Origin of the sequence: Parageobacillus sp. G301 (genome assembly GCF_030268025.1) — a bacterium.
Lineage (GTDB): Bacteria > Bacillota > Bacilli > Bacillales > Anoxybacillaceae > Parageobacillus_B > Parageobacillus_B toebii.
On sequence record NZ_BSDB01000002.1, the window covers coordinates 569232 to 595647 of the forward strand.

At 42.4% G+C, this 26416-nt stretch carries 29 protein-coding genes; 24 read left to right on the plus strand and 5 right to left on the minus strand.

Features of this window, described 5'->3' with window-relative positions; genetic code table 11:
- Positions 1-20 precede the first annotated feature (20 nt).
- From sufC to QSJ37_RS11590, 15 genes are all read left to right on the plus strand, one after another.
- The gene (gene sufC, locus QSJ37_RS11520; RefSeq protein ID WP_062755801.1) at positions 21-800 is read left to right on the plus strand and encodes a Fe-S cluster assembly ATPase SufC; all 780 of its coding nucleotides are present in this window, start codon (positions 21-23) and stop codon (positions 798-800) included.
- A gap of 22 nt (positions 801-822) precedes the next feature.
- The gene (gene sufD / locus QSJ37_RS11525) at positions 823-2136 is read left to right on the plus strand and encodes a Fe-S cluster assembly protein SufD (RefSeq protein WP_285755269.1); all 1314 of its coding nucleotides are present in this window, start codon (positions 823-825) and stop codon (positions 2134-2136) included.
- A complete protein-coding gene (locus tag QSJ37_RS11530; RefSeq protein WP_285755271.1) occupies positions 2133-3353 on the plus strand; it encodes a cysteine desulfurase in 1221 nt (406 codons plus the stop codon). The genes sufD and QSJ37_RS11530 overlap by 4 nt, the downstream gene beginning before the upstream one ends.
- Positions 3343-3780, plus strand: coding sequence for a Fe-S cluster assembly sulfur transfer protein SufU (gene sufU, locus QSJ37_RS11535; RefSeq protein WP_285755272.1), 438 nt, complete (start codon positions 3343-3345; stop codon positions 3778-3780). Before QSJ37_RS11530 ends, sufU begins: the two co-directional genes overlap by 11 nt.
- Before the next feature lie 32 nt (positions 3781-3812).
- Positions 3813-5210 carry a Fe-S cluster assembly protein SufB gene (gene sufB, locus QSJ37_RS11540; RefSeq protein ID WP_143415000.1) on the plus strand — a complete coding sequence of 466 codons (1398 nt, stop codon included), beginning with the start codon at positions 3813-3815 and terminating at the stop codon, positions 5208-5210.
- 144 nt (positions 5211-5354) lie between these two features.
- Positions 5355-6203: a DUF72 domain-containing protein gene (locus tag QSJ37_RS11545; protein ID WP_285755273.1), complete on the plus strand. Its 849-nt coding sequence runs from the start codon at positions 5355-5357 to the stop codon at positions 6201-6203.
- A 16-nt stretch (positions 6204-6219) separates the two neighbouring features.
- Entirely contained in the window at positions 6220-7038 is an 819-nt protein-coding gene (locus QSJ37_RS11550) for a sulfite exporter TauE/SafE family protein (protein ID WP_285755274.1), read from the plus strand.
- A gap of 13 nt (positions 7039-7051) precedes the next feature.
- Entirely contained in the window at positions 7052-8443 is a 1392-nt protein-coding gene (locus QSJ37_RS11555; protein ID WP_285755275.1) for a bifunctional metallophosphatase/5'-nucleotidase, read from the plus strand.
- 56 nt (positions 8444-8499) lie between these two features.
- The gene (locus tag QSJ37_RS11560; protein ID WP_285755276.1) at positions 8500-8802 is read left to right on the plus strand and encodes a YunC family protein; all 303 of its coding nucleotides are present in this window, start codon (positions 8500-8502) and stop codon (positions 8800-8802) included.
- 73 nt (positions 8803-8875) lie between these two features.
- Positions 8876-9631, plus strand: coding sequence for a sporulation protein YunB (yunB, locus tag QSJ37_RS11565; protein WP_285755277.1), 756 nt, complete (start codon positions 8876-8878; stop codon positions 9629-9631).
- Positions 9632-9943: 312 nt separating this feature from the next.
- Positions 9944-11128 (plus strand): ABC transporter substrate-binding protein, encoded by a 1185-nt coding sequence (locus tag QSJ37_RS11570; RefSeq protein ID WP_285755279.1) that lies wholly within the window; start codon positions 9944-9946, stop codon positions 11126-11128.
- Positions 11129-11229: 101 nt separating this feature from the next.
- Complete coding sequence (locus QSJ37_RS11575) at positions 11230-12108, plus strand: branched-chain amino acid ABC transporter permease (protein ID WP_285755280.1); 879 nt, start codon at positions 11230-11232, stop codon at positions 12106-12108.
- Positions 12109-12123: 15 nt separating this feature from the next.
- Complete coding sequence (locus QSJ37_RS11580; RefSeq protein WP_285756113.1) at positions 12124-13098, plus strand: branched-chain amino acid ABC transporter permease; 975 nt, start codon at positions 12124-12126, stop codon at positions 13096-13098.
- On the plus strand, positions 13073-13852 hold the full coding sequence (locus QSJ37_RS11585) for an ABC transporter ATP-binding protein (protein WP_285755281.1): 780 nt from the start codon (positions 13073-13075) through the stop codon (positions 13850-13852). The genes QSJ37_RS11580 and QSJ37_RS11585 overlap by 26 nt, the downstream gene beginning before the upstream one ends.
- A gap of 2 nt (positions 13853-13854) precedes the next feature.
- On the plus strand, positions 13855-14562 hold the full coding sequence (locus tag QSJ37_RS11590; protein ID WP_285755282.1) for an ABC transporter ATP-binding protein: 708 nt from the start codon (positions 13855-13857) through the stop codon (positions 14560-14562).
- A 133-nt stretch (positions 14563-14695) separates the two neighbouring features.
- Here QSJ37_RS11590 and QSJ37_RS11595 read toward each other — a convergent pair whose 3' ends face one another.
- Entirely contained in the window at positions 14696-15676 is a 981-nt protein-coding gene (locus QSJ37_RS11595; protein ID WP_285756114.1) for a M23 family metallopeptidase, read from the minus strand.
- 193 nt (positions 15677-15869) lie between these two features.
- Between QSJ37_RS11595 and lipA the strand changes: the two genes are divergently transcribed.
- Positions 15870-16766 carry a lipoyl synthase gene (gene lipA, locus QSJ37_RS11600; protein WP_285755284.1) on the plus strand — a complete coding sequence of 299 codons (897 nt, stop codon included), beginning with the start codon at positions 15870-15872 and terminating at the stop codon, positions 16764-16766.
- 64 nt (positions 16767-16830) lie between these two features.
- On the opposite strand, the gene QSJ37_RS11605 is transcribed toward lipA, so the two are convergent.
- Positions 16831-17517: a YhcN/YlaJ family sporulation lipoprotein gene (locus QSJ37_RS11605; protein WP_285755285.1), complete on the minus strand. Its 687-nt coding sequence runs from the start codon at positions 17515-17517 to the stop codon at positions 16831-16833.
- Between the two features lie 112 nt (positions 17518-17629).
- Between QSJ37_RS11605 and QSJ37_RS11610 the strand changes: the two genes are divergently transcribed.
- On the plus strand, positions 17630-17905 hold the full coding sequence (locus QSJ37_RS11610; RefSeq protein ID WP_015864975.1) for a YutD family protein: 276 nt from the start codon (positions 17630-17632) through the stop codon (positions 17903-17905).
- A 42-nt stretch (positions 17906-17947) separates the two neighbouring features.
- Here the strand turns inward: QSJ37_RS11610 and QSJ37_RS11615 are convergent, their stop codons facing one another.
- Positions 17948-18229: a hypothetical protein gene (locus tag QSJ37_RS11615; RefSeq protein WP_062678330.1), complete on the minus strand. Its 282-nt coding sequence runs from the start codon at positions 18227-18229 to the stop codon at positions 17948-17950.
- 57 nt (positions 18230-18286) lie between these two features.
- A complete protein-coding gene (locus tag QSJ37_RS11620) occupies positions 18287-18556 on the minus strand; it encodes a DUF3055 domain-containing protein (RefSeq protein WP_285755287.1) in 270 nt (89 codons plus the stop codon).
- A 118-nt stretch (positions 18557-18674) separates the two neighbouring features.
- On the opposite strand from QSJ37_RS11620, the gene hepT reads away from it, so the two are divergent.
- Together hepT and QSJ37_RS11630 are read left to right on the plus strand one after the other, a co-directional pair.
- Positions 18675-19112, plus strand: coding sequence for a type VII toxin-antitoxin system HepT family RNase toxin (gene hepT, locus QSJ37_RS11625; RefSeq protein WP_015864973.1), 438 nt, complete (start codon positions 18675-18677; stop codon positions 19110-19112).
- Between the two features lie 228 nt (positions 19113-19340).
- The gene (locus QSJ37_RS11630; RefSeq protein ID WP_041269973.1) at positions 19341-20111 is read left to right on the plus strand and encodes a TIGR01457 family HAD-type hydrolase; all 771 of its coding nucleotides are present in this window, start codon (positions 19341-19343) and stop codon (positions 20109-20111) included.
- Positions 20112-20163: 52 nt separating this feature from the next.
- Here QSJ37_RS11630 and QSJ37_RS11635 read toward each other — a convergent pair whose 3' ends face one another.
- On the minus strand, positions 20164-20661 hold the full coding sequence (locus tag QSJ37_RS11635; RefSeq protein ID WP_285755288.1) for a phosphatidylglycerophosphatase A family protein: 498 nt from the start codon (positions 20659-20661) through the stop codon (positions 20164-20166).
- A gap of 161 nt (positions 20662-20822) precedes the next feature.
- Between QSJ37_RS11635 and yutH the strand changes: the two genes are divergently transcribed.
- The 5 genes from yutH (at position 20823) to thrB (ending at position 26368) form a co-directional block, all read left to right on the plus strand.
- Positions 20823-21833 (plus strand): spore coat putative kinase YutH, encoded by a 1011-nt coding sequence (gene yutH, locus QSJ37_RS11640; protein ID WP_285755289.1) that lies wholly within the window; start codon positions 20823-20825, stop codon positions 21831-21833.
- 90 nt (positions 21834-21923) lie between these two features.
- Positions 21924-22907, plus strand: a complete 984-nt coding sequence (locus QSJ37_RS11645; RefSeq protein ID WP_285755290.1) for a 2-hydroxyacid dehydrogenase — start codon at positions 21924-21926, stop codon at positions 22905-22907.
- A gap of 190 nt (positions 22908-23097) precedes the next feature.
- A complete protein-coding gene (locus tag QSJ37_RS11650) occupies positions 23098-24396 on the plus strand; it encodes a homoserine dehydrogenase (RefSeq protein ID WP_285755291.1) in 1299 nt (432 codons plus the stop codon).
- Positions 24396-25457 (plus strand): threonine synthase, encoded by a 1062-nt coding sequence (gene thrC, locus QSJ37_RS11655; protein ID WP_285755292.1) that lies wholly within the window; start codon positions 24396-24398, stop codon positions 25455-25457. The genes QSJ37_RS11650 and thrC overlap by 1 nt, the downstream gene beginning before the upstream one ends.
- The gene (gene thrB, locus QSJ37_RS11660) at positions 25454-26368 is read left to right on the plus strand and encodes a homoserine kinase (RefSeq protein WP_285755293.1); all 915 of its coding nucleotides are present in this window, start codon (positions 25454-25456) and stop codon (positions 26366-26368) included. Before thrC ends, thrB begins: the two co-directional genes overlap by 4 nt.
- Positions 26369-26416 lie beyond the last annotated feature (48 nt).

Genomic DNA, 26416 nt, shown 5'->3' on the forward strand with positions numbered 1-26416 from the left:
GAAAATTGGAGGTATTCTTCATGGCAGTGTTAACAATTAAAGATCTTCACGTATCCGTTGAAGGGAAAGAAATTTTAAAAGGCGTGAATTTAGAAGTAAAAGGCGGGGAAATTCACGCGATTATGGGTCCGAACGGAACGGGAAAATCAACGTTATCGTCGGCGATTATGGGACATCCAAAATATGAAGTAACAAAAGGAAGCATTACATTAGACGGACAAAACGTGTTGGAAATGGAAGTGGATGAACGTGCACGCGCCGGTTTATTTTTGGCGATGCAATATCCAAGCGAAATTAGCGGCATAACGAATGCGGATTTCCTTCGTGCCGCCATTAACGCTCGTCTTGGCGAAGGAAATGAAATTTCTTTAATGAAATTTATCCGCAAACTTGATGAAAAAATGGAATTTCTCGAAATGAACCCAGATATGGCGCATCGCTATCTAAATGAAGGATTCTCCGGCGGAGAGAAAAAACGCAACGAAATTCTTCAATTAATGATGCTTGAACCGAAAATCGCAATTTTGGACGAGATCGACTCCGGTCTTGATATTGATGCATTAAAAATTGTTTCAAAAGGAATTAATGAAATGCGCAGCAGCGAATTCGGCTGTTTGATCATTACGCACTATCAGCGCTTACTAAACTACATCACACCGGATTATGTGCATGTCATGATGCAAGGGCGTATAGTAAAATCCGGTGGTCCGGAGTTGGCACAACGTCTTGAAGCGGAAGGATACGATTGGATTAAAAAAGAACTTGGCATTGAAGATGAAACGGTTGAGCAAGAAGCGTAAGCGTTAGGAGGAGTATTATATTATGACGACAGAAACAAAAATACCATTCGACCAACAATATGTGCGCTCATTTTCCAGCGGACGCGGCGAACCGGACTGGCTTTTACAGCTTCGCTTACAAGCTCTTGCTAAAGCAGAAGAGTTGCCGCTGCCAAAGCCGGATAAAACAAAAATTGACAAATGGAATTTCACACAATTTGCTAATCATGTAGTGGAAAGCGCGCCGTTTGCTTCATTAGATGAATTGCCTGAAGCAGTAAAGGCGCTTATTGAAGCAGGAGAAGGAACGAAAAACTTATATGTCCAACGCGACCATACACCAGCATATTTATCTCTATCGGATGAGTTGAAAACAAAAGGCGTCATTTTCACTGATATTTTCACAGCAGCACGCGAGCATGGGGATTTGTTGCAAAAATATTTGATGAAAGATGGCGTGAAAATTGACGAGCATCGTTTAACGGCGTTGCATGCTGCGCTACTTAACGGCGGTGTGTTCGTATATGTGCCGAAAAATGTTGTAGTGGATGTTCCGCTTCAAGCTGTTTATATTCAAGAAAATGATGATATCGCATTATTTAATCATGTCATCGTTGTAGCGGAAGATAATAGCCGGGTTGTTTATGTGGAAAACTATATTTCCGTAAAAGGAACTAGCAAAGCAGTTGTCAATATTGTCGCCGAAGTGTTTGCCAACACGAATGCTCGTGTGTTTTTTGCTGCGGTGGATAACTTGGCAAAAGGTATTACAACCTATGTAAACCGCCGCGGTATCGCTGCCCGTGATGGTCGCATTGAGTGGGCGCTCGGTTTAATGAACGATGGAGATACAGTTTCTGAAAACATTACCCGCTTAATGGGTGACGGTTCTTTCGGCGATACGAAAACGGTCGTTGTTGGCCGAGGAGAGCAAGTACAAAACTTTACGACAAGCGTTGTCCATTATGGTAAACATACGGAAGGCTACATTTTAAAACACGGTGTTGTGAGAGATAGCGCGACTTCGATTTTTAACGGAATTGGAAAAATTGAACATGGCGCTTCTAAATCGAACGCGCAGCAAGAATCGCGTGTTCTAATGCTAAGCGAAAAAGCGCGTGGAGATGCGAACCCTATTTTATTAATTGACGAAGACGATGTAATGGCGGGACATGCTGCATCGGTCGGCCGCGTTGATCCTACGCAGCTATATTATTTAATGAGCCGCGGTATTCCGAAACATGAGGCAGAACGTCTTATCATTCATGGATTTTTAGCTCCTGTTGTAGAGGCTATTCCGATTGAAAGTGTGAAAAAACAACTTATTGAAGTAATCGAAAGGAAAGTGCAGTCATGAATACGAAAGAGGTTCGGCAGCTGTTTCCGATTTTGGACCAAGAAGTAAACGGGAAGCCGCTTATATATCTTGACAACGCTGCGACATCACAGAAACCTCTTCCCGTCATTGAAGCGATTGATCACTATTATCGCCAGTATAATTCAAACGTCCATCGCGGCGTGCATACGCTTGGTACGAAAGCGACGGACGCATATGAAGGAGCACGTGAAAAGGTACGACGGTTTATTAATGCGAAGTCCACACAAGAAATCATTTTTACAAGAGGAACGACAACGGCGTTAAATATGGTTGCAGCGAGCTACGGCCGCGCTAATTTACAAGAAGGCGATGAAATTGTCATCACGTACATGGAGCACCATAGCAATATTATTCCATGGCAGCAAGTCGCTAAGCATACGGGAGCCACATTAAAGTATATTCCGCTTCAGCCAGATGGAACGATCGACCTAAAAGATGTAGAAGCAACGGTCACATCCAATACGAAAATTGTCGCTGTTGTACATGTGTCCAACGTTTTAGGAACGATTAATCCAATAAAAGAAATTGCGAAAATCGCCCATAAACATGGTGCTGTTATGGTAGTGGACGCCGCGCAGAGCGCTCCTCATATGAAAATCGATGTTCAAGATCTAGATTGTGATTTTTTGGCGTTTTCTGGGCATAAAATGTGCGGTCCAACAGGAATTGGCGTATTATATGGTAAAAGGGAATTATTAGAGAAGATGGAACCGGTAGAGTTTGGCGGCGAAATGATTGATTTTGTCGGCTTGTACGAATCGACATGGAAAGAGCTTCCGTGGAAATTCGAGGGCGGTACGCCAATTATTGCGGGAGCCATCGGTTTAGGAGCGGCGATCGACTTCCTTGAAGAAATCGGATTAGATAATATCGCTGCACATGAGCAGGAACTTGCCCAGTACGCTTTAGAACAATTGTCCGCGATAGAAGGGATCACGATTTATGGTCCAAAACATCGCGGAGGATTAGTGACGTTTAACATAGAAGGAGTTCATCCGCATGATGTGGCAACCGTCCTTGACGCGGAAGGGATCGCCGTCCGCGCCGGTCACCATTGCGCCCAACCGTTAATGAAATGGTTAAACGTAACAGCTACAGCGCGTGCAAGTTTTTACCTCTATAATACAAAAGAAGAAATCGATCAACTCGTAGTCGCATTACAGAAAACAAAGGAGTATTTTGGCCATGTCTTCTAATAATCCTTTAGATCAGCTTTATCGCCAAGTGATTATGGATCATTATAAAAATCCAAGAAATCGTGGTGTTTTAGAGGGAAATAGTGTAGATATTGATATGAATAATCCGACTTGTGGTGACCGTATTCATCTAACGATGAAAGTCGAAGACGGGAAAATTGTGGATGTGAAGTTTGAGGGAGAAGGCTGCTCGATTTCAATGTCATCAGCGTCGATGATGACGCAGGCAATCAAAGGAAAAACGGTGGAAGAAGCGTTAAAGCTAGCCAATATCTTTTCCGATATGATGCAGGGGAAAGGACATGATGATTCTGTTGATTTAGGCGATATTGAGGCGCTTCAAGGCGTTTCGAAGTTTCCGGCCCGTATTAAATGTGCGACATTGGCATGGAAAGCAATGGAAAAAGGATTGCACCAGCATCATTAATGGCAAGAAGAAAAAAAGGAGGGTGAAACAGCATGGCGAAAAAAGCGCCAGAAATCGGCGAATATAAGTATGGTTTCGTCGATAAAGACGTATCGGTATTCCGCGCGAAACGCGGGTTGACACGGGAAGTGGTCGAAGAAATTTCCCGCATGAAAAATGAGCCGCAATGGATGCTTGAATTCCGTTTAAAAGCGTTAGATATTTTTTACAGCAAACCAATGCCACAATGGGGTGGCGATTTATCGAGTTTAGATTTCGATGAAATTACGTACTACGTAAAACCAACGGAAAAATCGGGCCGTTCTTGGGATGAAGTACCGGCAGAAATTAAAGCGACATTCGATAAGCTTGGAATTCCTGAGGCGGAACAAAAATATTTAGCAGGAGTATCGGCACAGTACGAGTCAGAAGTTGTTTACCATAATATGAAAGAAGATTTGGAGAAACTTGGTGTTATCTTTAAAGATACGGACTCTGCGTTGAAAGAAAACGAAGACCTTTTCCGTGAGTATTTTGCAAAAGTTGTGCCGCCTACGGACAATAAATTTGCTGCGTTAAACTCGGCGGTGTGGTCGGGCGGTTCGTTCATCTATGTGCCAAAAGGCGTGAAAGTAGAAACGCCGTTGCAGGCATATTTCCGCATTAACTCGGAAAACATGGGACAATTTGAACGTACGTTAATTATTGTTGATGAAGGGGCGCACGTTCATTACGTAGAAGGATGTACCGCGCCAATTTATACAACTGCTTCGCTTCATAGTGCCGTTGTTGAAATTATCGTCAAAAAAGATGCGTACTGCCGTTATACGACCATTCAAAACTGGTCGAACAACGTGTTTAACCTTGTAACGAAACGCGCGGTTTGTGAAGAAAACGCAACGATGGAATGGATCGACGGAAACATTGGTTCCAAATTAACGATGAAATATCCAGCTGTTGTTTTAAAAGGAGAAGGTGCACGCGGCTTGACATTATCGATTGCGATTGCCGGAAAAGGGCAGCATCAAGACGCTGGTGCAAAAATGATTCATCTTGCGCCAAACACGTCATCGACCATCGTATCGAAGTCGATTTCTAAACAAGGCGGAAAAGTGACTTATCGCGGTATCGTTCACTTTGGCCGCAAAGCGTCAGGATCGCGTTCGAATATTGAATGCGATACGCTCATTATGGATAACCAATCTTCATCCGACACGATCCCGTATAATGAAATTTTAAATGACAACATTTCGCTTGAGCATGAAGCGAAAGTATCCAAAGTATCCGAGGAGCAATTGTTCTATCTTATGAGCCGCGGCATCTCTGAACAAGAAGCGACAGAAATGATTGTCATGGGCTTCATCGAACCATTCACAAGAGAGCTTCCAATGGAATATGCGGTGGAAATGAACCGGCTTATCAAATTTGAGATGGAAGGCTCTATCGGTTAATCATTTTTTAAAAACCATCCATTTGCCTATGGTGAATGGATGGTTTTCACATTTTTATGTATTTCTCTACTTTTTGCTACACGTATTCTCCATTGTTCTCAAATTTTTTACAGTTGTGATATGATGAAGTTAGGTGATTGGCGTATGATTTATATCGGATTAACCGGCTGGGGGGATCACGACAGTTTATATCCTCCTGGTCTTGCAGCGAAAGATAAGCTGCAAGAATATGCCGCGCACTTTCCCACCGTGGAAGTGGATTCGTATTTTTATGCGATTCAGCCGCGCCAAAATGTTGAAAAGTGGATTCGTGAAACGCCAAGTTCGTTCCGCTTTGTCGTGAAAGCATACCAAGGAATGACGGGACATGAGCGAGGCCCGATTCCGTATTCGAGCAAGGAAGAGATGTTTGCTGCTTTTTTAGACTCGATTGAGCCGTTTATCCAGTCAGGAAAGCTAGCGATGGTGTTGTTTCAATTTCCGCCGTGGTTTGATTGCCGCCGTGAGCATGTAACATATTTGCGTTGGTGCAAAGCGCGAATGAAAGAAGTTCCGGTAGCGCTTGAGTTTCGCCATCGTTCATGGTTTTCCCCCCGCTTTTATGCGAAAACATTACAGTTTATGACAGACGAAGGATGGATTCATAGCATTTGCGATGAGCCGCAGGCTGGGGAAGGTTCCATTCCGACCGTGTTATATCCTACAAATGCAGAAAAAACGCTCATTCGTTTACATGGGCGTAATGTATATGGGTGGAATAAAGCGACAAGCGGAGAAAATTGGCGGGCTGTAAGATATTTATATCGGTATCGGGAAGACGAATTGCGCGAATGGGTGGCGCATATTGAAACATTAAAAACGAAGACAAAGGATATTTACGTATTGTTTAACAACAATTCCGGCGGAGATGCTGCGGATAATGCGAAGCAATTGATCCATTTGCTTGGCATTGAATATACGGATTTAGCGCCGCGCCAGCTTGATTTATTTTAGTATTGGAGATGAGAATATGGAGTATATGCTGCTAGTCATTGTCGGCTTTTTAGCGGGAACGATCGGAAGTTTAGTCGGTTTAGGCGGCGGAGTGATCGTTGTGCCATCTTTGCTGTTTTTAGGCGCTACACATTGGCTGCCGCATGTCACCCCGCAATTGGCTGTCGGTACTTCGCTTGTCGTCATTATTTTTAACGGACTATCATCGACATTATCTTATATGAAGGAAAAAATGGTTGATTATCAAAGCGGTCTTTTATTTTTTATCGGAAGCGGTCCTGGAGCGATTATTGGCGCGTGGATGAATAATAAGTTAAGTCTCGAGCATTTTTCTTTATATTTTGGGCTTTTTTTAATCGCTGTATCGTTTTTTTTATCTTTCAGCAAAAATTCTTCAGTACGTTCACAACGAAAAACATTTAAAATTACCCGCACTTACATAACGAATGAAGGGGAAACGGTGACATATGGATATAATCCGATCGTAGCTATTGTCATCTCTTTCATCGTTGGTTTTTTTGGGGGGATTTTTGGCATCGGCGGCGGTTCATTAATGGTGCCGGCGATGATGATTTTATTTTTCTTTCCGCCTCATGTTGCGGTAGCGACTTCGATGTTCATGATCTTTTTGTCGTCACTTGTCAGCTCGCTTACACACATTTTTATGGGGAATGTACAATGGCTATTTGCGCTTGCTCTAATTCCGGGTGTTTGGTTTGGAGCGAAAACAGGTGCTTTTATTAATAAGCGGCTTCGCAGTAAAACAGTGGTCATCGTCTTGCGCCTAGTGCTTGTTCTTTTAGGAATCCGTCTTATTTACGAAAGCTTTTCATAAAGGGGGAGGCTCGTTGAAACGGACAGTATATGTATACCATACGAACGATGTGCATAGCCATTTTGAATATTGGCCGAAAATTTCCTATTTTTTATATGAACAAAGACAAAAGCATGAAAAAAATCACGAAACGATGTTGTTGTTTGATATTGGGGATTTTATTGATCGCTTTCATCCGATTACGGAAGCAACAAGGGGAAAAGCAAATGTTGATTTATTAAATGAACTTCATTATGATGCGGTAACGATTGGGAACAATGAAGGAATTACCCTTGACTATGAGGAACTAAATGCATTATACGAAAACGCCCGCTTTCCAGTCATTGTCGCAAATTTATTTAAGAAAGACGGAACACGTCCTTCTTGGGCGCATCCGTACTATATTATTCCTATTTCTGATACGTTTCGTGTTGGTGTGATTGGACTAACGGCTTATTTCGCTAAATCTTACGAGTTATTAGGATGGAAAGTGACGCCGCCTCTTGAGATGTTGGAAAACATTGCGGCAGAAGTGAAAAAACAAGCGGATATTGTCATTTTATTATCGCATTTGGGAATCAACGAGGACGAAAAAATTGCTCAGACAATACCAGAAATTGATATTATCCTCGGGGGGCATACCCATCATTTATTTCCAGAGGGAAAGAGGATTAATGACACATTATTGTGTGGAGCTGGGAAATATGGAAAGTTTATTGGAGTAGTGAAGTTAGAAATTGGGGAAAGCGATCATACATATAAAGCATTAGCTACCGTTGTCGATGTAGAAAGTCTGCCGGAATTGGAGAAAACGAAGCGCACCTTATCGTTATTAGAACAGCAAAGTTTAGCAACATTGGAAGCGGAACAAGTCGCAGAACTGAAAGAAGACTTGCCGTTACAATGGTTTTCGCCGTCTCCGTTTGCCGAATTGCTTGCTTCAGCACTTAAAGAATGGTGTAAAGCGGAAATTGGCATGGTAAATGCAGGTGTCCTGTTAGAGCCGCTTTACAAAGGAGTAGTAACAAAAAAAGATTTACACCGTATTTGTCCGCATCCGATCAATCCGTGTAAAGTGCAGCTTCGGGGCGCAGAATTAAAGGAAATTATTTTACAAGCAAATACAGAAAGAATGAAATACTTAGAATTTAAAGGATTTGGTTTTCGCGGCAAGGTGATGGGGCAAATGGTATATGATGGAATCGAACTGGAAACAGAAACGAGTAAAGATGGTTCCGAACATATTCGCCACATTATGATTAACGGCGAGCCATTAAATCCAGATCAACTATATGATGTGGCGACGATTGATATGTTTGCGATCGGAAATTTTTATCCCCAAATCCAACGCGCTTCGAAAAAAGAATATTATATGCCGGAATTTTTACGGGATGTTTTGGCATGGAAATTAGCAAACCAAAAATAAGCACATTTCCTTCCCTATTTCATACATTAAAGTAGGGAAAGGAGCGTGGCTTTATCATGATCAACGTAACTCCTATTACGATCGATCATTATCCATTTATTGCTATTTCCGTTCAATTACCGAAGACGAATTTGCTTGCCGTAGCAAGTGAGAAAGGGTACATTATGTGCGGGGCGCTTGATGTGGCGCTATTGAACGAAAAACTGCGCGACCGTGGAATTGTCGCTGGAAGGGCGGTCGGGGTCCGCACGATTGAACAACTGCTTGAAGCGCCTTTAGAATCGGTGACAACGGCTGCCGAAGAGCTAGGAATTACGGTCGGTATGAAAGGAAAAGATGCTTTGTTGAAGATGCGGTAAAAAATTATATAACAATTTGCTTTATCTCCCTCCTTTCAAGCATACATATAGCTTGTAAAGGAGGGATTTTATTTTGCCTAGATTTCCCGCTGGCCCCCGATTGTCAAGAAGAGGACCGCTTCCGTTTCGCTATGTGTTTTTGCTGACGTTTGTGTTTTTTATGTTTACTACCGCTCTTAGTCTTTGGATTGTCAATAAAAGCTTTGAACCGGTTTTAATGGAAATTGCCGAAACCGAAACGAAACGGATTGCTAATTTAGTGATTAATAATGCGATCGAGCAGCAGTTTTTAAAAGAAAATAAAGAAATGAAAGATTTGGTCGTCGTGTATAAAGATGCTGACGGCAAAATCGCTTCCATCGATTTTAACACCGCTGTCCTAAACCGAGTTTTGGCAAAGACGGACGACTATGTGATGGCAAGCTTAAAGGCGGCAACAGAAGGGAGAATTGAAAAGCTTGTGCTTCCTGAGGTCGAATCTGGAAAAGGAGACAGCCAAGGGATTATTTACTATATTCCTTTTGGCCAAGTCACGAATAACTCACTTCTTAGCAATCTCGGGCCGCGTATTCCTGTGCAGTTTCAAGTCATTGGCAATGCAGAATCCGAGGTAACGAAAGAAATTAAAACGTTTGGGATTAACAGCGCGTTAATTGAAGTAGATATTCACGTTTCTGTTGACATTCAAGTAGTTATCCCATTTGCGTCAAAAATATCAACCATTTCTACGAATATTCCGGTCGTAATGCACGTGATTCCAGGAGAGGTTCCACAATTTTATAATAGCGGCAGCAATGGCGGTCCTTCTATCAGTATACCATCGCATTAAGCCGTTGGTTTGCCGCAGATGCAAGAGAGCGATTGGCTGTTTTTATAATGAAAAATTATATGCAAAAAACGTTATTGTTTGCCGTTTCTATAAGCTGTTTTGTTGATGGACAATTCATCTGCGAAACAGCTTTTCAATTAAAGAAGAAAACACCTAGACGAGGAGAAAAAAATTTTGTAATATTGTATTAAATTAAAAATAGTTTTATTATTATGTTATTTAAAAAAACATATGGAAAGGATGTGGGGAAGGAAAGGAATATGTGCTTATATAACTGAATTTTTTGAAAAATAATTACGGGGGGGACAGAGAATGAAGAAAAAAAAGTTAGCTAGCATTTTTCTATCACTGGCATTAACTGCTGGGGTCATGGCAGGATGCGCTGGACAGAAGGCGAATAACTCCTCTGGCGGCGGAGGAAAAGGCGGCGATACGATTAAAATCGGCGCCAATCTTGAATTATCCGGCGGAGTAGCCTCATACGGACAATCGATCGCCGAAGGGGTAGAACTTGCCTTTGAAGAAATAAACAAAGAAGGTATTAATGGCAAAAAACTGAAGCTGGTGAAAGTAGATAACAAATCGGATGCAGCTGAAGCGACGAACGGCGCGATCAAGCTCGTTAGCCAGGACAAGGTAGTAGCAATTATCGGTGCGGCAACGAGCACCAACACGCTTGCACAAGTCCAAGTAGCCCAAGATAACAAAGTGCCGTTAATTACGCCAACGGGAACAAACCCTACGATTACGAATAAAGACGGCAAAGTAAACGATTTTGTATTCCGGACATGCTTTATTGATCCTTTCCAAGGGACAGTTGCCGCAAAATTCGCGATCAATGATTTAAAAGTAAAAAATGCAGCTGTGCTGATTGATACTTCCAGCGACTATTCGAAGGGGCTTTCCGCTGCGTTTAAAAAAGCGTTTGAAAAAGAGGGGGGCAAAATTGTAGCGGAAGAAGCTTACGTTGCTAAAGACACGGACTTCCGTGCCACACTTACCCGCATTAAATCGGCTAATCCGGAATTTATTTTCTTGCCTGGTTATTACGAAGAAGTAGGCCTTATCGTAAAACAGGCCCGTGAACTTGGCATTAATGCGCCGATTATGGGCGGTGACGGATGGGATTCGCCTAAATTGGTGGAAATCGCCGGAAAAGACCCATTGAACAATACATTTATTACGAACCACTATTCTTCCAATGACCCAGATCAAAAAATTCAAGATTTCGTAAAAGCATTCAAGGCGAAATACAATAAATCTCCAGATGCCTTCAATGCGCTTGGATATGACACGGCATATTTCTTGGCTGATGCCATCAAGCGTGCTGGAAGCGCAGACCCAGAAAAGATTAAAGATGCTCTCGCGAAAACGAAAGATCTTCCTCTTGTATCCGGAACATTGACGCTAGATGAAAACCATGATCCAGTAAAATCTGTCACCATTTTGGAATATAAAGACGGTCAGCAACAGTTCAAAACAAAAGTGAATCCATAATATACTGAGATGGATAGGGGGCATGTCCCCCTATTCGGAATTTTTCCGGCTTTCACCATGAAAATGAAAGAAACAGTACTTCTTAAGGAGAGTGCAAATATATGGAACTCATTCAGCAGCTGGTTAACGGGATATCTCTTGGCAGTATATATGCGCTAATTGCTCTTGGTTATACGATGGTATACGGAATTGTGCGCCTCATTAATTTTGCGCACGGCGATGTATTTATGATTGGTTCTTTTGTTGGATTTTACGCTGTCACCAGTTTCCATGTGGGTTTTTTTCCAGCGTTGCTCCTCGCAATGGCTTCCTGCGCGATCTTAGGGGTATGTATTGAAAGAATCGCTTATAAGCCGTTGCGAAACGCTACACGAATCGCCGTACTGATCACTGCTATCGGGGTTTCGCTTTTTATTGAGTATGGAACTATTTATCTGCGCGGTGCTCAGCCAGAAGCGTATCCTAGCACATTGCTTCCGGATAAAAAAATTGAAGTGTTTGGCGTAACCGTTAATAGCCAGTCATTATTGATTCTTGGTATTTCCATTGTATTGATGATTTTCCTTCAACTGATCGTCCATAAAACAAAAATCGGAAAAGCGATGCGGGCCGTTTCTCATGACGCAGAAGCTGCCCGGTTGATGGGAATTAATGTAGATAATACTATATCGGCGACTTTTGCCATTGGCTCGGCTTTGGCGGGGGCAGCAGGCGTTATTTTTGGAATTTACTATACTAAAATCGAGCCACTAATGGGAATTATTCCAGGTTTAAAAGCTTTTGTAGCTGCTGTGTTGGGCGGTATCGGCATTATTCCGGGGGCTATGGTCGGCGGTCTTGTACTTGGTGTCGTTGAATCGCTCGTAAGCGGTCTCGGTTATTCTCTCTGGCGTGACGGAGTGGCTTTTATCATTCTTATACTTATTCTTATTTTCCGACCATCGGGTCTATTTGGCAAAAACGTAAGAGAGAAAGTATAAGGAGGGTAGAAGGTGATGGCAACTTTTAAACGGATAAATGGATTTTGGATCTCAATGGCGTTGGCGCTTCTGTTCTTTGTAGCGGTTCAGCTATTAATATCTGGTGAAATACTCAATTCCTTTTATATTAATACGTTATTTTTTATGGGGATTAATATAATACTAGCGGTCAGTCTTCATTTAATTATAGGGATTACAGGGCAATTTTCCATCGGTCATGCCGGATTTTTTGCAGTGGGCGCCTATGCGTCTGCAATTATGACAATGAAACTGCAGATGCCGTTTGCGCTTGCTTTACTCGTCGGTGGTGTTGCCGCTGCGGTAGCGGGGCTTTTCATTGGCATTCCAAGCCTCCGTCTAAAGGGGGATTATTTGGCGATTGCTACGCTTGGTTTCGGGGAAATCGTACGAATTATCCTTTTAAACGTTGATTATGTTGGTGGCGCCAGCGGTATGACAGTAACCCATCTTACAACTTGGCCGTGGATATTTGCCTGCCTGCTTATCACCATCATTGTCGTTGCGAACTTTACCAACTCTACACATGGACGTGCCTGCATTTCGATTCGAGAAGATGAAATCGCAGCCGATTCCATGGGGATTAACACGACGTATTATAAAGTGGTAGCCTTTGTCATCGGCTCTTTTTTTGCTGGAATTGCTGGATGTCTTTATGCCCATCACTTTTATATTATTCAACCGACCAATTTTGGCTTTTTGAAATCATTTGATATTTTGATTTTTGTTGTGCTTGGTGGATTAGGAAGCATGTCCGGTGCGGTTATCGCTGCTATATTGTTGACGATTGTTTCTACATTCCTTCAAGATTATCCAGAAACAAGAATGATTATATATAGCCTCGTACTTATATTGGTAATGTTGTACCGTCCAAAAGGGTTGTTAGGTACACGAGAATTGGCTTCGTTCTTCAAGCAGCGCAGAGCGGCAGAAAGGGGAGTCGGAAATGACAACAAGCACACCGTTGCTTAAAGCAGAAAACGTTGGAATTCAATTTGGTGGATTGAAAGCACTATCTGGCGTCAATATGGAATTAAATATGGGAGAATTGGTTGGACTCATTGGACCGAACGGGGCAGGGAAAACAACTTTTTTTAACCTGCTGACCGGTGTCTATGAACCGACAGAAGGAAGCATTATGCTTGAGAATGAAAAGTTAAACGGTCTGCCGCCTTACAAAATTACGCGAAAAGGAATCAGCCGTACGTTCCAAAATATTCGATTGTTCGGTGAACTTTCCGTATTGGATAATGTAAAGGTTGCCTATCATTCTCTCTCTCGCCACTCTATTTTTAGTTCCATTTTCCGTTTGCCCTCCCATTTTTCCGGAGAGAAAGAAATCGAAGAAAAGGCAATAGAATTTTTAAAGATTTTCAAACTCGAACATGTCATGTATGAAAAAGCGAAAAATTTACCATACGGCCAGCAGCGCCGTTTAGAAATTGCAAGAGCGCTTGCCGCGCATCCAAAATTGTTGCTGCTTGATGAGCCGGCAGCAGGAATGAATCCGCAGGAAACTAAGGAATTGATGAACTTGATTGCTTTTATAAGAGAAAAGTTCCATTTAACGATTTTGCTTATTGAGCATGATATGTCTCTTGTCATGGGGATATGCGAACGAATTTACGTGCTTGATCATGGACAGCTGATCGCTCATGGTACACCGGAAGAGATTCAGAATAATCCGAAAGTGATTGAAGCATATCTCGGTGAGGAGGTTTCCTGAAAATGCTAAAAGTCGAAAGCATCGATGTATTTTACGGGAATATTCAAGCACTGAAAGGCGTTTCACTGGAAGTAAAAGAAGGAGAAATCGTCACATTAATTGGAGCAAATGGCGCCGGCAAAAGTACGCTGTTAAAGACGATTTCCGGATTGTTAAAGCCGAAACAGGGAGATATTTTATACGAGGGACAATCGATTGCGGGCAAAGCAGCTCAAATGATTGTCAAACAAGGAATTTCCCATGTTCCGGAAGGTCGGCGTATTTTCGCCAATATGACCGTAGAAGAAAATTTAGAATTGGGTGCGTTTTTAAGAAAGGATAAACATGGAATTCAGCAAGATTTCGAGAAAGTATATCAGCTGTTTCCTCGTCTTTATGAACGCAGAAAGCAACTTGCCGGAACTTTATCGGGCGGAGAACAACAAATGCTGGCGATGGGCCGCGCGTTAATGGCGCGTCCGCGTCTCCTTTTGCTCGATGAGCCGTCTATGGGATTAGCCCCTTTATTAGTTAAAACAATTTTCCGAATCATTGAAGAAATTAATTCATTTGGGACTACTATTTTGTTAGTCGAACAAAACGCGAATATGGCGCTTTCGGTGGCTGATCGGGCGTATGTCATTGAGTCAGGGCGAGTCGTTCTTTCGGGAAGTGCACAGGAACTAAATGCAAGCGAACAGGTGAAGAAAGCGTATCTCGGAGGACATTGAAGCCAAGATAGAAAAACGTTGAGACACCCTTGTATGGAGGGTGTTCAGTAAAATATGACGTATTGTTCATTTTCTCGGTTAGGAAAGCAAAACAAAATACGTAGCGCGATAGATGGGAAAAGGAGGCCTATTTCTATTTAGCCTCCTTATTTTTCTTCCATTTTTGTTTTTCTGCCCGTTCCCACGCTTTCAGGTGAGGATACGGATCAAAAGACCATTCCGTATAGCCATTATCTTTGTACATCCCGTAATGAAGGTGCGGTGGGAATTTTCCTGCCGTTCCCGGCGGGCCGTAGCCCGAACTGCCGACCGAGCCGATAATGGTTCCTGGTTCCACGATTTGTCCTTCACGTAAGTTAGGGGAAAATCCATTTAAATGAGCAAAATAGTGATAAGTGTTATTAATATCACGAATACCCACACGCCATCCTCCATAGTTATTCCATCCTTTTAATTCCACGATTCCATAGCAAGTCGATCGTACAGGGACACCGTAGTCTGCAAAAATATCCGTCCCTTCATGAATGCGGCGTCCTCCCCAACCTCTTGCGTCTCCCCATGTATCCCGATAGGTGTAATTGGCGTGAAGGGGAAGCGGAAATGCATGATCATCTAACTTTAACGTCTTATACTTTTTGTAAATTTTTATTTTTCCTAAAATTAAATCAACCGTTTTGCTTCGCTGATAATAATTCCATAGTGCCATTTTAATATGTTTATGATCAATTCCGTACGTTTGTAAATAGCGCGCCAATGCGAAAATAACATCTTCATCATCCGTTGGATCCGCGCTGCCGTCACCATTGCCGTCAATGCCGAAACCGCCAAATTGCGAAATCGTAAACGGATTGGTATCATGAGGGTTTTTATTTAAAGGCCCCGCCCAAATTTCCGGTTTGATATAGATGCCAAGCACGCCGGTAGGTTTAGGCAAATCACGGCGCACTTGACGGACGTTCCGTTCATATTGATCAATCGCCGCAAAATAATACCAAGGGATCAGCGAGGCTGCTTCTGCTTTTTTGTATAACTCCATTCGTTTCTGATATATCTCTTCTTCATCGAATTTTTCTTGGCCAAATATGATTTTTGGTGTCGTGAATATAATTATCATCATTACAATGCCAAATATAAATCGGTACACATATTTCTACTCCTTTCCGTTCATCTCCTTTATTTAGTTTGAGGAGATTCGCTTATTTCATAAATGTTAAAATGCGGAAAGTGAGGTGTGACTAATTTCTTTGTGTTTATTCGCTGTTTTTTTTATAATGGAAAATGTAAATAAAACTATTGGAGTGAGAACAATGGCAACAAACGAAGAGCGCCTTCGCAAACCGGAATGGTTAAAAATAAAACTGAATACAAATGAAAATTATACTGGCTTAAAGAAATTGATGCGTGAAAACCGGTTACATACCGTATGTGAAGAAGCAAAATGCCCAAACATTCATGAATGTTGGGCGGCGCGAAGAACGGCAACATTTATGATCTTAGGGAACGTATGTACTCGTGCGTGCCGCTTTTGCGCGGTAAAAACAGGATTACCAACAGAACTAGATTGGCAAGAGCCGGAACGTGTTGCCGAATCGGTTCGCCTTATGAACTTAAAACACGTTGTTGTCACTGCTGTCGCTCGCGATGACCTGAAAGATGGAGGAGCGGCTGTATTTGCGGAAACGGTCCGTGCCATCCGTCGCAAAAATCCATTTACGACGATTGAAGTGCTTCCTTCCGATATGGGTGGAGTATATGAGAACTTAAAAACATTAATGGATGCACGTCCAGATATTTTAAACCATAATATTGAAACGGTTCGCCGATTAACGCCAAGAGTGCGCGCACGCGCGACATATGAGCGCTCGCTTGAATTTTTGCGCCGTGCGAAAGAATTGCAGCCAGACATTCCAACCAAGTCGAGTATTATGGTCGGTCTTGGCGAAACAAAAGAAGAAATTATTGAAGCAATGGATGATTTGCGTGCTAACCACGTGGATATTTTAACGATCGGCCAATATTTACAGCCAACGAAAAAGCATTTGAAAGTAGTGAAATATTACCATCCAGACGAATTTAGAGAATTAAAAGAAATCGCATTAAGCAAAGGATTTACTCATTGCGAAGCTGGTCCGCTCGTTCGCTCTTCTTATCATGCAGACGAACAAGTAAATGCGGCTTCGGCAGCACGGCAGATGAAAGCGTAAAACGTGTGTAAAAAACGGTCTTGCCTTCATCGAGATGAAGACAGACCGTTTTTCTGTTCTCAGGTTATCGGTTCATTTTTGCAGGCTTTGGCGTACCATCATGGAAATCACGATCGAGACGGTCGTTTGTTTCGTTAATCATTTCCCCATTTTCGTTTTCCCCGTCACTTAGTTTGCGGCCTTGCGGATATTTCAGCATTCTTTGAATCGTTGCATCGATAATTTGATCGATATTTCGGCTGTTGGAATCTAAACGTCCAAAGCGCTCGATATCTTTCATGAGTCTTGGATCATCAGCCACATAGACATGATAATAGCGCGGAACGACAGAAAGAGCTGTCTTTTTTACTTGATCTGCTGTTTCCTGGCGATTTTTTGTATCTGTATCATAAACGATCAATACTTCTTCGTCTGTTACTAATGTGGCGACATCCTTAACGTTCGGCAGTTGTGTACAAAGCTTGCTGATTAAATCAGCCGCGCGCTCGCGGTTGAACGTTGGCATATTGTTATATAAGTTTGCATCGCCGCGAACAGGGCTTTGTTGATGGCGGACATAGCCAAAATTGTTCATTCGTGTATCGTCGCCGTTTGGCACTCCTCTTTCATTATATAAATCGTTGCGATCGGTGACGTTCATCGTATTACCGCTTCGTTTATATACATCGGTATTGTTATCTTGTCCCATTTGCGCACAGCCTGCTAATGTCACAGCTGTACCTAATGTGACCGCAAGCAATGTTTTTCTCATTGCAAACACCCCCTTCACCTTCAGGATGTTCCTTTTTATGAACTTTGATAACAGTAATTGATTGGGAACGTTTCATCGTTTATGATGAAAGTGGAAAGGCAAGGTGAAAAGGATGATATGCATTAACAATATATGTTATGAATTAGTGGAAAACGTGAAAAATGCGTTTAATGAAGAAGCGTTTCGTGCGCGATATGCAGATATTTTAAGTAAGTATGACTATATTGTGGGAGACTGGGGTTACAACCAACTTCGTTTGCGCGGATTTTTTGATGATCATAACCAAAAAGCAACATATGATACAAAAATTAGCACATTATCAGAATATTTGTATGAATATTGCAATTTTGGTTGTGCGTATTTTGTGCTTCGTAAGGTAAAACGATAAAACAAAACGCGGCTATCCTTTTTATGAGGATAGCCGCAACTATTATGCTTGACCGTATGGGAATTGTTCATTTTCCCGCGGGTCATCGTGCGGCGGATGCGCGCCAGGGTCTTGTCTTGGGATGTCTTGGTGGAATGATTTGTATTCGTAGTTAAAAGCACTATAGTAACGCTGTCCCTTTTTCCACGGGGTGCTTTTGTTTTGCACTGGTTCGTCTGCGCGGCGCGGAGAACCGTACGGTCCTTCTGGAAATTCTTCGGCCGTTAAAAAATTTTTCTGTTTTTCCACGGTGGAAAAATCGCTATACTTTTCCTTTTCCTGCATTTGTTTCACCTTCCTCAGGATGGGGATTATTTATAATGTCCCCTAATGAGAAAGCGGCTATGAAATGCATTCGTATAAAAATGATCGTAAATCGTTGGCATCTTCTTCACTCAAGCGGTAAACATGTTCCAAATATCCCGGTTCTTCTAAATCGTCTTGTCCAATAATTGCAAAACGGTTGCTTTGCAAATCGAGGACTAAATATTTTCCGTAAAAACGATCTGTTTGGATAATGGCTAAATCAAATCGTTGCCGTTCTCCTAAAAAACTGACAAAACGCGTTTTCGTATCGACCGTATCGTCATATAAGTAAAAACGCTCGTTCATAAACTCCGCCCTCCAGTAAGAAATGTGCGTACTTCCATCATAACAAACGATATGTGAAATGTCTCGTATTCGTATAATTATGGTACAATAAAAAAAACAAATACTAGGAGGAATAATGATGTACTTTGTAGATCGCAATAAAATCGAAGAAACATTACGTTATATGGAAAAGCTGTTACATATTTATAAACAAAAGCCATCGTGGGATGATGAATTGTCTCAACTTGTTCTTGAGCGTATTGTTCATTTAGTGATTGAAGCAATTTTAGATGTCGGAAATGCGATGATCGATGGTTTTATTATGAGAGACCCAGGCAGTTACGAAGATATTATCGATATTTTAACGGATGAACGGGTTATAACGGCGGATGATGCAAAAGGATTAAAAGCGATCATTGGCTATCGGAAAATGCTTGTTCATCATTATACGAATGTCGACCACGCAAAATTGCTTGAGGAAGTGCAAAAACATTTTCCAGCGCTGCAAGCATATCCATCCGCTATTCGCACGTATTTAGAAAACGAGCTTGGTCCCGTGTCCGCGTTCCGCAATTGATGGATCGTTTAGCAAACACGTCTCCAATGTTAACTTTCACCAAGAAGACCTCCACTCCATTTATCGGGTAGAAAGAGATATCCTCCTTCTGCGTGGAGACTTCTTTGTAAAGCTCCCGCTTCTAAATGGAATACAGAAAGGGAGGGTATTGGGGCGTGTTTGCATTTTGACATTTTTCATTTCTTTTTATAAGTTTGTTACGTGATGATCAATAAAGAGGTGAAGATGTTGAAAAAGTATAAAGGATATTTGATCGATTTAGACGGAACAATGTATCGAGGAACAGAATGTATCGCGGAAGCTCGTGATTTTGTAAAAGAGCTGTATCGAAAAGGCATTCCGTATTTATTTGTCACGAATAACTCCTCGCGCACACCGGCACAAGTGGCGGAGAAATTGCAGTCATTCGGCGTTCCAGCAACAGAAGAACATGTGTTTACAACAAGCCAAGCGACAGCAAACTATATTTTTGAAAAAAAACCGGATGCTTCTGTTTACGTGATTGGCGAAGAAGGAATTCGCACAGCTCTTGAAGAAAAAGGATTTACTTTTGCGAAAGAAGACGCTGAATTTGTCGTGATGGGAATTGACAGAAGCATTACATATGAAAAACTTGCCATCGCTTGTTTAGCCGTTCGCAACGGCGCAACGTTTATTTCGACAAATGCCGATATTGCGATTCCGACAGAACGAGGATTGTTGCCGGGAAACGGTTCTCTCACGGCTGTTGTTGCTGTGTCGACCCAAGTGCAGCCTATTTTTATTGGAAAACCGGAAAAAATTATTATGGAACAAGCGCTAAAAGTGTTGGGAGTGCCGAGAGAGGAAACATTAATGATCGGCGATTACTACGATACCGATATTATGGCGGGAATGAATGCGGGAATGGACACGCTTCTTGTCCATACGGGAGTAACGACAAAAGAACTGTTGCAACGATATGAAAAACAGCCAACATATACGGCGGATTCACTAAAAGAATGGATGGATCGCATTTAAAAAACGCCGCTCTTCGCTAGAGCGGCGTTTTTTCTTTTCGCTAAAGCGCCGCTTACTCCACATTCGCCGCTCGATGGGCTAAGCGGCTTGAGGCAGCGGCAGCAATAGCGCCGACAATATCGTCTAAAAACGTATTGCATTTTCCTGTTGACTTATCATTTAGGTATTTCAAAATGCCTGGCTTTTGTTTATCAATATATCCATAATTGGTGAAACCGATGGAGCCGTATACGTTTACGATCGAAAGCGCTAGAATCTCGTCCACTCCATATAAACCTTCGTCACGCTGAATAATAGACTGCAACGGCTCATCTAATTTGCCTTCTTCTGCTAATTTATCAAGCTGGATGCCAGTGAGTATCGCGTTTTGTACTTCACGCTTGGCAATCACGCGGTTCACATTTTCAATACATTCTTCTAGTTTCAAATTCGGATGGTATTTCGATTGTAAATAATACACAAGCTCAGCGATGTCTTTGATTGTAACACCGCGTTCTTCCAACCATTGGCGAGCGATTTGTTCAAGATTGTTCATAATTGGTTCTTTCATGGGCGTCACCTGTTTCTTTAAGGAGTTATTTTTTATTATATATGTTTATCATGGCATAAATGTGCTGTTTCTGTAAACTTTGATGCTTGCAAATGTGGAAAAAAAAAACAGATTTTTTTGCAAATGACTTCATATATTGCTTTTATAAGGAGGGGGAAGTGATGCAAGAGTTTATTCGTCATGAATACGAAATTTCGGCAGAAAGAATAGGAAAAATTGGGCGATATCATACATTTCTATACAAAAATCAATATTATACCGTTATTCCTGTACATGGGCGCACGGAAGCGGAAATAGAGGAATTACAGAAAATGAGCCATTATTTAATATCGAAAGGAGATGTCACTGTCGCATCGTTTGTTCCAACCAAGTCAGGAAAACTGGTTGCTTACAACGATAGACAGCCCATTGTTATGGTTCGTACGTCCGTTCCGCCATATGCAAGAAATATCTCGATTGGTCGGGAATTAGCGAAATTTCATCAGCGTGGCCGCACTTGTCCTATTTCGATTATTCATTGTCGGCGGATAGGCCAATGGAAAGAATTTTGGGGAACACGCCTTGATCAGATGGAGCAATTTTGGAGAAGAAAAATAGAGATGGGAATTACTACTATGTTTGATCGTCTTTTTATTGAATCGTTTCCGTATTATCTTGGTTTGGCGGAAAATGCGATTCAATATATAGCGGATACGGAGTTAGATGAGGAGCCTGTCGGTATTGACTATGCAACTTTTTGCCATGAACGGTTGCCGGATGCAAAGTGGATAGAGGGAAAGGAGCATAAGTTAGCGACGGATTGGGTATATGATCATTGTGCAAGAGATTTGGCGGAGTGGGTTCGGCAAATATACACAAAAAGACAAAATGCTTCTGTGGAAAGAATCCGGCAATTTTTTCGAGACTATGAACAGGTCACCCCGTTATCGGCATTTGCCTGGCGCTTAATTTATGCACGGCTTCTTTTCCCGCTTCATTATTTTGAATGCGTGGAAGGGTATTATATATCAGAAGGAGAGAGAGAAAAACAAGCATATGAACAAACGTTGCGTCATATTGTCAACCATTCCCGAGAGCATGAACAATTTCTCGCGTCATTTGTGGATATTGTCGGACTGTCGAACCGCCGGCTTCATCTTCCGAAAATTGATTGGTTTTCTCACGTATCATAATAGCGATGATCACGGAATCATCGTTTTTTTTTATGATGATGGCGCAATTATGATAAGATAGAAAAAAATACATAAAAGAAGGTGGGCGTTATGGGTCGACCATATGTGTTTATTACAAGAAAGCTTCCCGATGATATTATCGCTCCGATCAAAGATATCGCCGAAGTAGCGATGTGGCCGCATGACGATATACCAGTTTCTCGCGATGTGTTAATCAACGAGGCGAAAAAAGCAGATGCGTTATTAACAATGGTATCGGATGTCATCGATCAAGAGGTATTAAAAGCGGGAAAATCGTTAAAAGTCGTTGCAAACATGGGGGTCGGATTTGATAATATCGATGTCCCGGCCGCGACAAAATATGGAATTGCTGTTTGCAATACTCCGGATGTGCTAACAGATACAACCGCTGACTTAACGTTTGCCTTGTTGTTGGCAACCGCCCGCCGTATAGTGGAGGCAGCGCAATTTATAAAAGAAGGAAAATGGAAAAGCTGGAGTCCATTTTTATTAGCTGGTGTGGATGTCCATCACAAAACGATCGGTATTGTCGGCATGGGGAAAATCGGGCAGGCTGTTGCAAAACGGGCAGCCGGTTTTGATATGAATATTTTGTACCACAATCGTTCCCGCAACATAGAAGCAGAAAAGCAGCTTGGCGCGACATATTGCTCGTTTCAAGAGTTATTGGCAACCGCTGATTTTGTCGTTTGCTTAACGCCGTTAACCAATGAGACACGTCATATGTTTAACAGGGAAGCATTTCGCAAAATGAAACAATCCGCGATATTTATCAATGCGTCAAGAGGGGCGGTCGTTGATGAACAAGCTTTATATGATGCGCTTGTAAGCGGAGAAATTGCCGGAGCAGGATTAGATGTATTTGAACATGAACCGATTGACGCTTCCCATCCGTTATTGACATTAAAAAACGTTGTTGCATTGCCGCACATTGGAAGTGCAACGAGAGAAACACGTACAAAGATGATGGAATTAGCTAGCCGAAATATTATTGCCGTGTTGCAAGGAAAACAGCCTGAAACGCTTGTAAACAAAGAGTGGAATTCACGATAAAGCGGTCCTATGAAGCAGGGCTGCCTATTTTTTATAAAAAAATTATCTGAATTTGCTTGATATTAAGCGTTTTCAATATTTATTATAAAAATTAGTCATTTTAGTCATTGTAAAACAAAGCAATATCTTTTATAATGTCTACTATAGAAAAACAAATGTTTATTCAGGAGATACAGAAAGGCGGGGGAATATGGAAAAGCCAATCTTAGTTGGTTTATTAGGATTAGGTACTGTTGGGAGCGGTGTTGTAAAAATTATTGAAAATCATCAAGAACGGCTGATGCATCAAGTAGGTTGTCCGGTGCAAATCAAAAAAATTCTTGTAAGAGATATATATAAAAAACGGGACGTGCGCGTGGAACCATCGTTGTTGACGACAAATGTTACAGACGTCATTGATGATCCAGAAATCGATGTCATTATCGAAGTAATGGGAGGAGTCGAGGAAACTCGTCAATATTTGCTTCGCGCATTGCGGCAAGGCAAGCATGTGGTGACGGCAAATAAAGATTTAATGGCATTGTATGGGTCAGAGTTGTTGGCAGTGGCAGTGGAAAATCACTGTGATTTATTTTATGAAGCAAGTGTTGCTGGAGGAATTCCGATTTTGCGCAGCCTTGTTGATGGTCTTGCTTCGGACCGCATTACGAAAATGATGGGGATTGTAAATGGAACAACAAACTATATTTTAACAAAAATGTGTAAATACGGTGCATCCTATGAAGAAGTATTGGCAGAAGCACAAGCGCTTGGATATGCAGAAGCAGATCCAACCGCGGATGTAGAAGGATTAGACGCAGCAAGAAAAATGGCTATTTTAGCCCGTCTCGGATTTTCCATGAACATTGATTTAGATGATGTTCAAGTAAAAGGAATAACGTCGATTACGGAAGAAGACCTTAACTACAGCAAACGTCTCGGTTACACGATGAAATTAATCGGCATTGCTAAGCGTGATGGAAACAAAGTAGAAGTAAGTGTCCAGCCGACATTGCTTCCTGATTCCCATCCGCTTGCGTCCGTTAATGATGAATACAACGCGGTATATGTGTATGGCGAAGCGGTCGGCGAGACGATGTTTTATGGGCCTGGAGCGGGCAGTTTGCCAACAGCGACTGCTGTTGTTTCTGACTTAGTGGCTGTCATGAAAAATATGAGATTGGGAGTAAACGGATGCAATGCCGTTGCGCCGCAGTACGAAAAGCAGCTAAAATCCGCATCAGAAATTTTTTCGAAATACTTTTTGCGTATTCATGTGAAAGATCAAGTTGGCGCGTTTGCGAAAATTACGGCACTATTTTCTGAACGCGGTGTTAGCTTCGAAAAAATTTTACAATTACCTTTAAAAGAAGATGGGCTTGCGGAAATCGTAATCGTTACTCATCGTGCATCACAAAAAGATTACGAGGATATTTTACAGCAATTGCGTGATTTAGAAATTGTTCATGAAGTAAAGAGTTCGTATCGCGTTGAAGGAGAGGGAAAATAATGACATGGAAAGGGCTGTTGCACGCGTACGGTGAATTTTTGCCAATCAATGAAAATACCCCGATGCTTTCTTTAAATGAAGGAAATACACCGCTTATTCCGCTGCCACGGCTATCGGAAAAGCTTGATGTGGAATTGTACGTAAAAGTGGAAGGAGCAAATCCGACGGGATCGTTTAAAGACCGCGGCATGGTGGTGGCGGTCGCAAAGGCAAAAGAAGCGGGCAGCCATACGATTATTTGTGCTTCGACAGGCAATACGTCCGCTTCTGCTGCGGCTTACGCGGCAAGAGCAGGGTTGCGTTGTATTGTCGTGATTCCAAATGGCAAAATTGCAATGGGAAAGCTAGCCCAGGCAGTTATGTACGGAGCAGAAATTTTTGCGATTGAGGGAAACTTTGATGAAGCGTTAAAAATGGTGCGCCGCCTTAGCGATATCGCTCCGATTACCCTTGTCAACTCGGTAAATCCATATCGTATCGAGGGGCAGAAAACAGCGGCATTCGAGATTTGCGACCAGCTTGGCAAAGCGCCGGATGTGCTTGCGATTCCGGTTGGCAATGCGGGGAATATTACTGCTTATTGGAAGGGATTTAAAGAGTATCATGCGGCGAAACAAACTGGTCTTCCGCAAATGCGCGGATTCGAGGCGGAGGGAGCGGCGGCGATTGTCCGCAATCAAGTGATTGAGCATCCAGAAACGATCGCGACGGCGATTCGTATTGGCAATCCAGCAAGCTGGGAAAAAGCGGTGCAAGCGGCAACGGAATCAAATGGAAAAATCGATGAAGTATCGGATGCGGAAATTTTAGAAGCGTATAAACTGCTTGCGCGAGAGGAAGGAATTTTTGCTGAACCTGCTTCTTGCGCATCCATTGCGGGAGTGATCAAGCAACGGAAGCGGAATGAAATTAGAAAGGGAAGTACCGTTGTGGCGGTGTTGACAGGAAATGGGATGAAAGATCCGGCAATTGCGATGGAAACAGCGGAAATTAAACCAACCGTACTTCCGAATGATGAGGCGATTGTGTTTGAGCATATTCAAGGAGTTGTCCATCAATGAAAGAAGATGGGATGTTAAAAATCGTCGTCCCAGCAAGCACGGCGAATTTAGGACCTGGTTTTGATTCGATTGGTCTCGCAGTATCCCGTTATTTAACGTTAGAAGTCAGGTTGGCGGATGAATGGAAATTTATTCCTCAATCTCCTGAAGTAGAAGCAATTCCGCCAGGAACAGACAATTTAATTTATCAAGTGGCGGCGCAAGTCGCTCAAACATACGGGTGTACGTTGCCGAGCTGTGCGGTCGATGTATATAGTGATATTCCATTTACGCGCGGCTTAGGAAGCAGTGCAGCAGCGGTGGTAGCGGGGATTGAACTGGCCAATGAGCTTGCAGGTCTATCGCTGACGTTGGAGCAAAAAGTGAGGTTGGCCAGCTGTTATGAAGGGCATCCGGATAATGTCGGCGCTTCTTTATATGGAGGGCTTGTCATTGGCAGCCATCGCCAAGAAGAGACGAATATCGTTCATGTTCCAAACGTGCAATTTGATTTAGTTGCTGTCATCCCTTCGTATGAGTTAGAAACAAAAAAAGCCCGCAGTGCTTTGCCGGAACTGCTGGCGCGAGAAGAAGCTGTCGAGGCAAGCGCGGTCAGCAATGTACTAGTCGCGGCATTATTAACAAAAAATTGGGAACTTGCAGGAAAGATGATGGCAGCTGATTTATTCCATCAGCCGTATCGTAAAAAACTTGTCCCGCAATTATCGCTTGTGGAAACGTTGGCTGCGCAATATGGAGCATTCGGGGTAGCGTTAAGCGGGGCTGGTCCTACCGTTCTTGCTTTTACCGAACCTGGAAAAGGAGAAAGCTTAAAAGAAAAATTGCTTCCGCACTTTCCAGATTGTGCGGTAGAATTTTTGACGGTGGAACAAAAAGGGAGTCAAGTATATAAGCTGGCGCTAGAAAAATAACAGCGGTTTCCCGAGAGAAACCGCTGTTATTTTTCGGCATGAACATCG

Excerpts from the sequence above, each read along its gene's own strand:
- QSJ37_RS11580 (WP_285756113.1), top strand. The coding sequence starts at position 12,124 with ATGGCAACTTTTAAACGGATAAATGGATTTTGGATCTCAATGGCGTTG.
- QSJ37_RS11605 (WP_285755285.1), bottom strand. The coding sequence starts at position 17,517 with ATGAGAAAAACATTGCTTGCGGTCACATTAGGTACAGCTGTGACATTA.
- thrC (WP_285755292.1), top strand. The coding sequence starts at position 24,396 with ATGACATGGAAAGGGCTGTTGCACGCGTACGGTGAATTTTTGCCAATC.
- QSJ37_RS11575 (WP_285755280.1), top strand. The coding sequence starts at position 11,230 with ATGGAACTCATTCAGCAGCTGGTTAACGGGATATCTCTTGGCAGTATA.
- lipA (WP_285755284.1), top strand. The coding sequence starts at position 15,870 with ATGGCAACAAACGAAGAGCGCCTTCGCAAACCGGAATGGTTAAAAATA.
- QSJ37_RS11560 (WP_285755276.1), top strand. The coding sequence starts at position 8,500 with ATGATCAACGTAACTCCTATTACGATCGATCATTATCCATTTATTGCT.
- sufU (WP_285755272.1), top strand. The coding sequence starts at position 3,343 with ATGTCTTCTAATAATCCTTTAGATCAGCTTTATCGCCAAGTGATTATG.
- hepT (WP_015864973.1), top strand. The coding sequence starts at position 18,675 with ATGTACTTTGTAGATCGCAATAAAATCGAAGAAACATTACGTTATATG.
- QSJ37_RS11620 (WP_285755287.1), bottom strand. The coding sequence starts at position 18,556 with ATGAACGAGCGTTTTTACTTATATGACGATACGGTCGATACGAAAACG.
- QSJ37_RS11615 (WP_062678330.1), bottom strand. The coding sequence starts at position 18,229 with ATGCAGGAAAAGGAAAAGTATAGCGATTTTTCCACCGTGGAAAAACAG.
- QSJ37_RS11550 (WP_285755274.1), top strand. The coding sequence starts at position 6,220 with ATGGAGTATATGCTGCTAGTCATTGTCGGCTTTTTAGCGGGAACGATC.
- QSJ37_RS11570 (WP_285755279.1), top strand. The coding sequence starts at position 9,944 with ATGAAGAAAAAAAAGTTAGCTAGCATTTTTCTATCACTGGCATTAACT.
- thrB (WP_285755293.1), top strand. The coding sequence starts at position 25,454 with ATGAAAGAAGATGGGATGTTAAAAATCGTCGTCCCAGCAAGCACGGCG.
- QSJ37_RS11585 (WP_285755281.1), top strand. The coding sequence starts at position 13,073 with ATGACAACAAGCACACCGTTGCTTAAAGCAGAAAACGTTGGAATTCAA.
- sufD (WP_285755269.1), top strand. The coding sequence starts at position 823 with ATGACGACAGAAACAAAAATACCATTCGACCAACAATATGTGCGCTCA.
- QSJ37_RS11595 (WP_285756114.1), bottom strand. The coding sequence starts at position 15,676 with ATGATAATTATATTCACGACACCAAAAATCATATTTGGCCAAGAAAAA.
- QSJ37_RS11650 (WP_285755291.1), top strand. The coding sequence starts at position 23,098 with ATGGAAAAGCCAATCTTAGTTGGTTTATTAGGATTAGGTACTGTTGGG.
- QSJ37_RS11530 (WP_285755271.1), top strand. The coding sequence starts at position 2,133 with ATGAATACGAAAGAGGTTCGGCAGCTGTTTCCGATTTTGGACCAAGAA.
- sufC (WP_062755801.1), top strand. The coding sequence starts at position 21 with ATGGCAGTGTTAACAATTAAAGATCTTCACGTATCCGTTGAAGGGAAA.
- yutH (WP_285755289.1), top strand. The coding sequence starts at position 20,823 with ATGCAAGAGTTTATTCGTCATGAATACGAAATTTCGGCAGAAAGAATA.
- QSJ37_RS11610 (WP_015864975.1), top strand. The coding sequence starts at position 17,630 with ATGATATGCATTAACAATATATGTTATGAATTAGTGGAAAACGTGAAA.
- QSJ37_RS11590 (WP_285755282.1), top strand. The coding sequence starts at position 13,855 with ATGCTAAAAGTCGAAAGCATCGATGTATTTTACGGGAATATTCAAGCA.
- QSJ37_RS11645 (WP_285755290.1), top strand. The coding sequence starts at position 21,924 with ATGGGTCGACCATATGTGTTTATTACAAGAAAGCTTCCCGATGATATT.
- sufB (WP_143415000.1), top strand. The coding sequence starts at position 3,813 with ATGGCGAAAAAAGCGCCAGAAATCGGCGAATATAAGTATGGTTTCGTC.
- QSJ37_RS11635 (WP_285755288.1), bottom strand. The coding sequence starts at position 20,661 with ATGAAAGAACCAATTATGAACAATCTTGAACAAATCGCTCGCCAATGG.
- QSJ37_RS11545 (WP_285755273.1), top strand. The coding sequence starts at position 5,355 with ATGATTTATATCGGATTAACCGGCTGGGGGGATCACGACAGTTTATAT.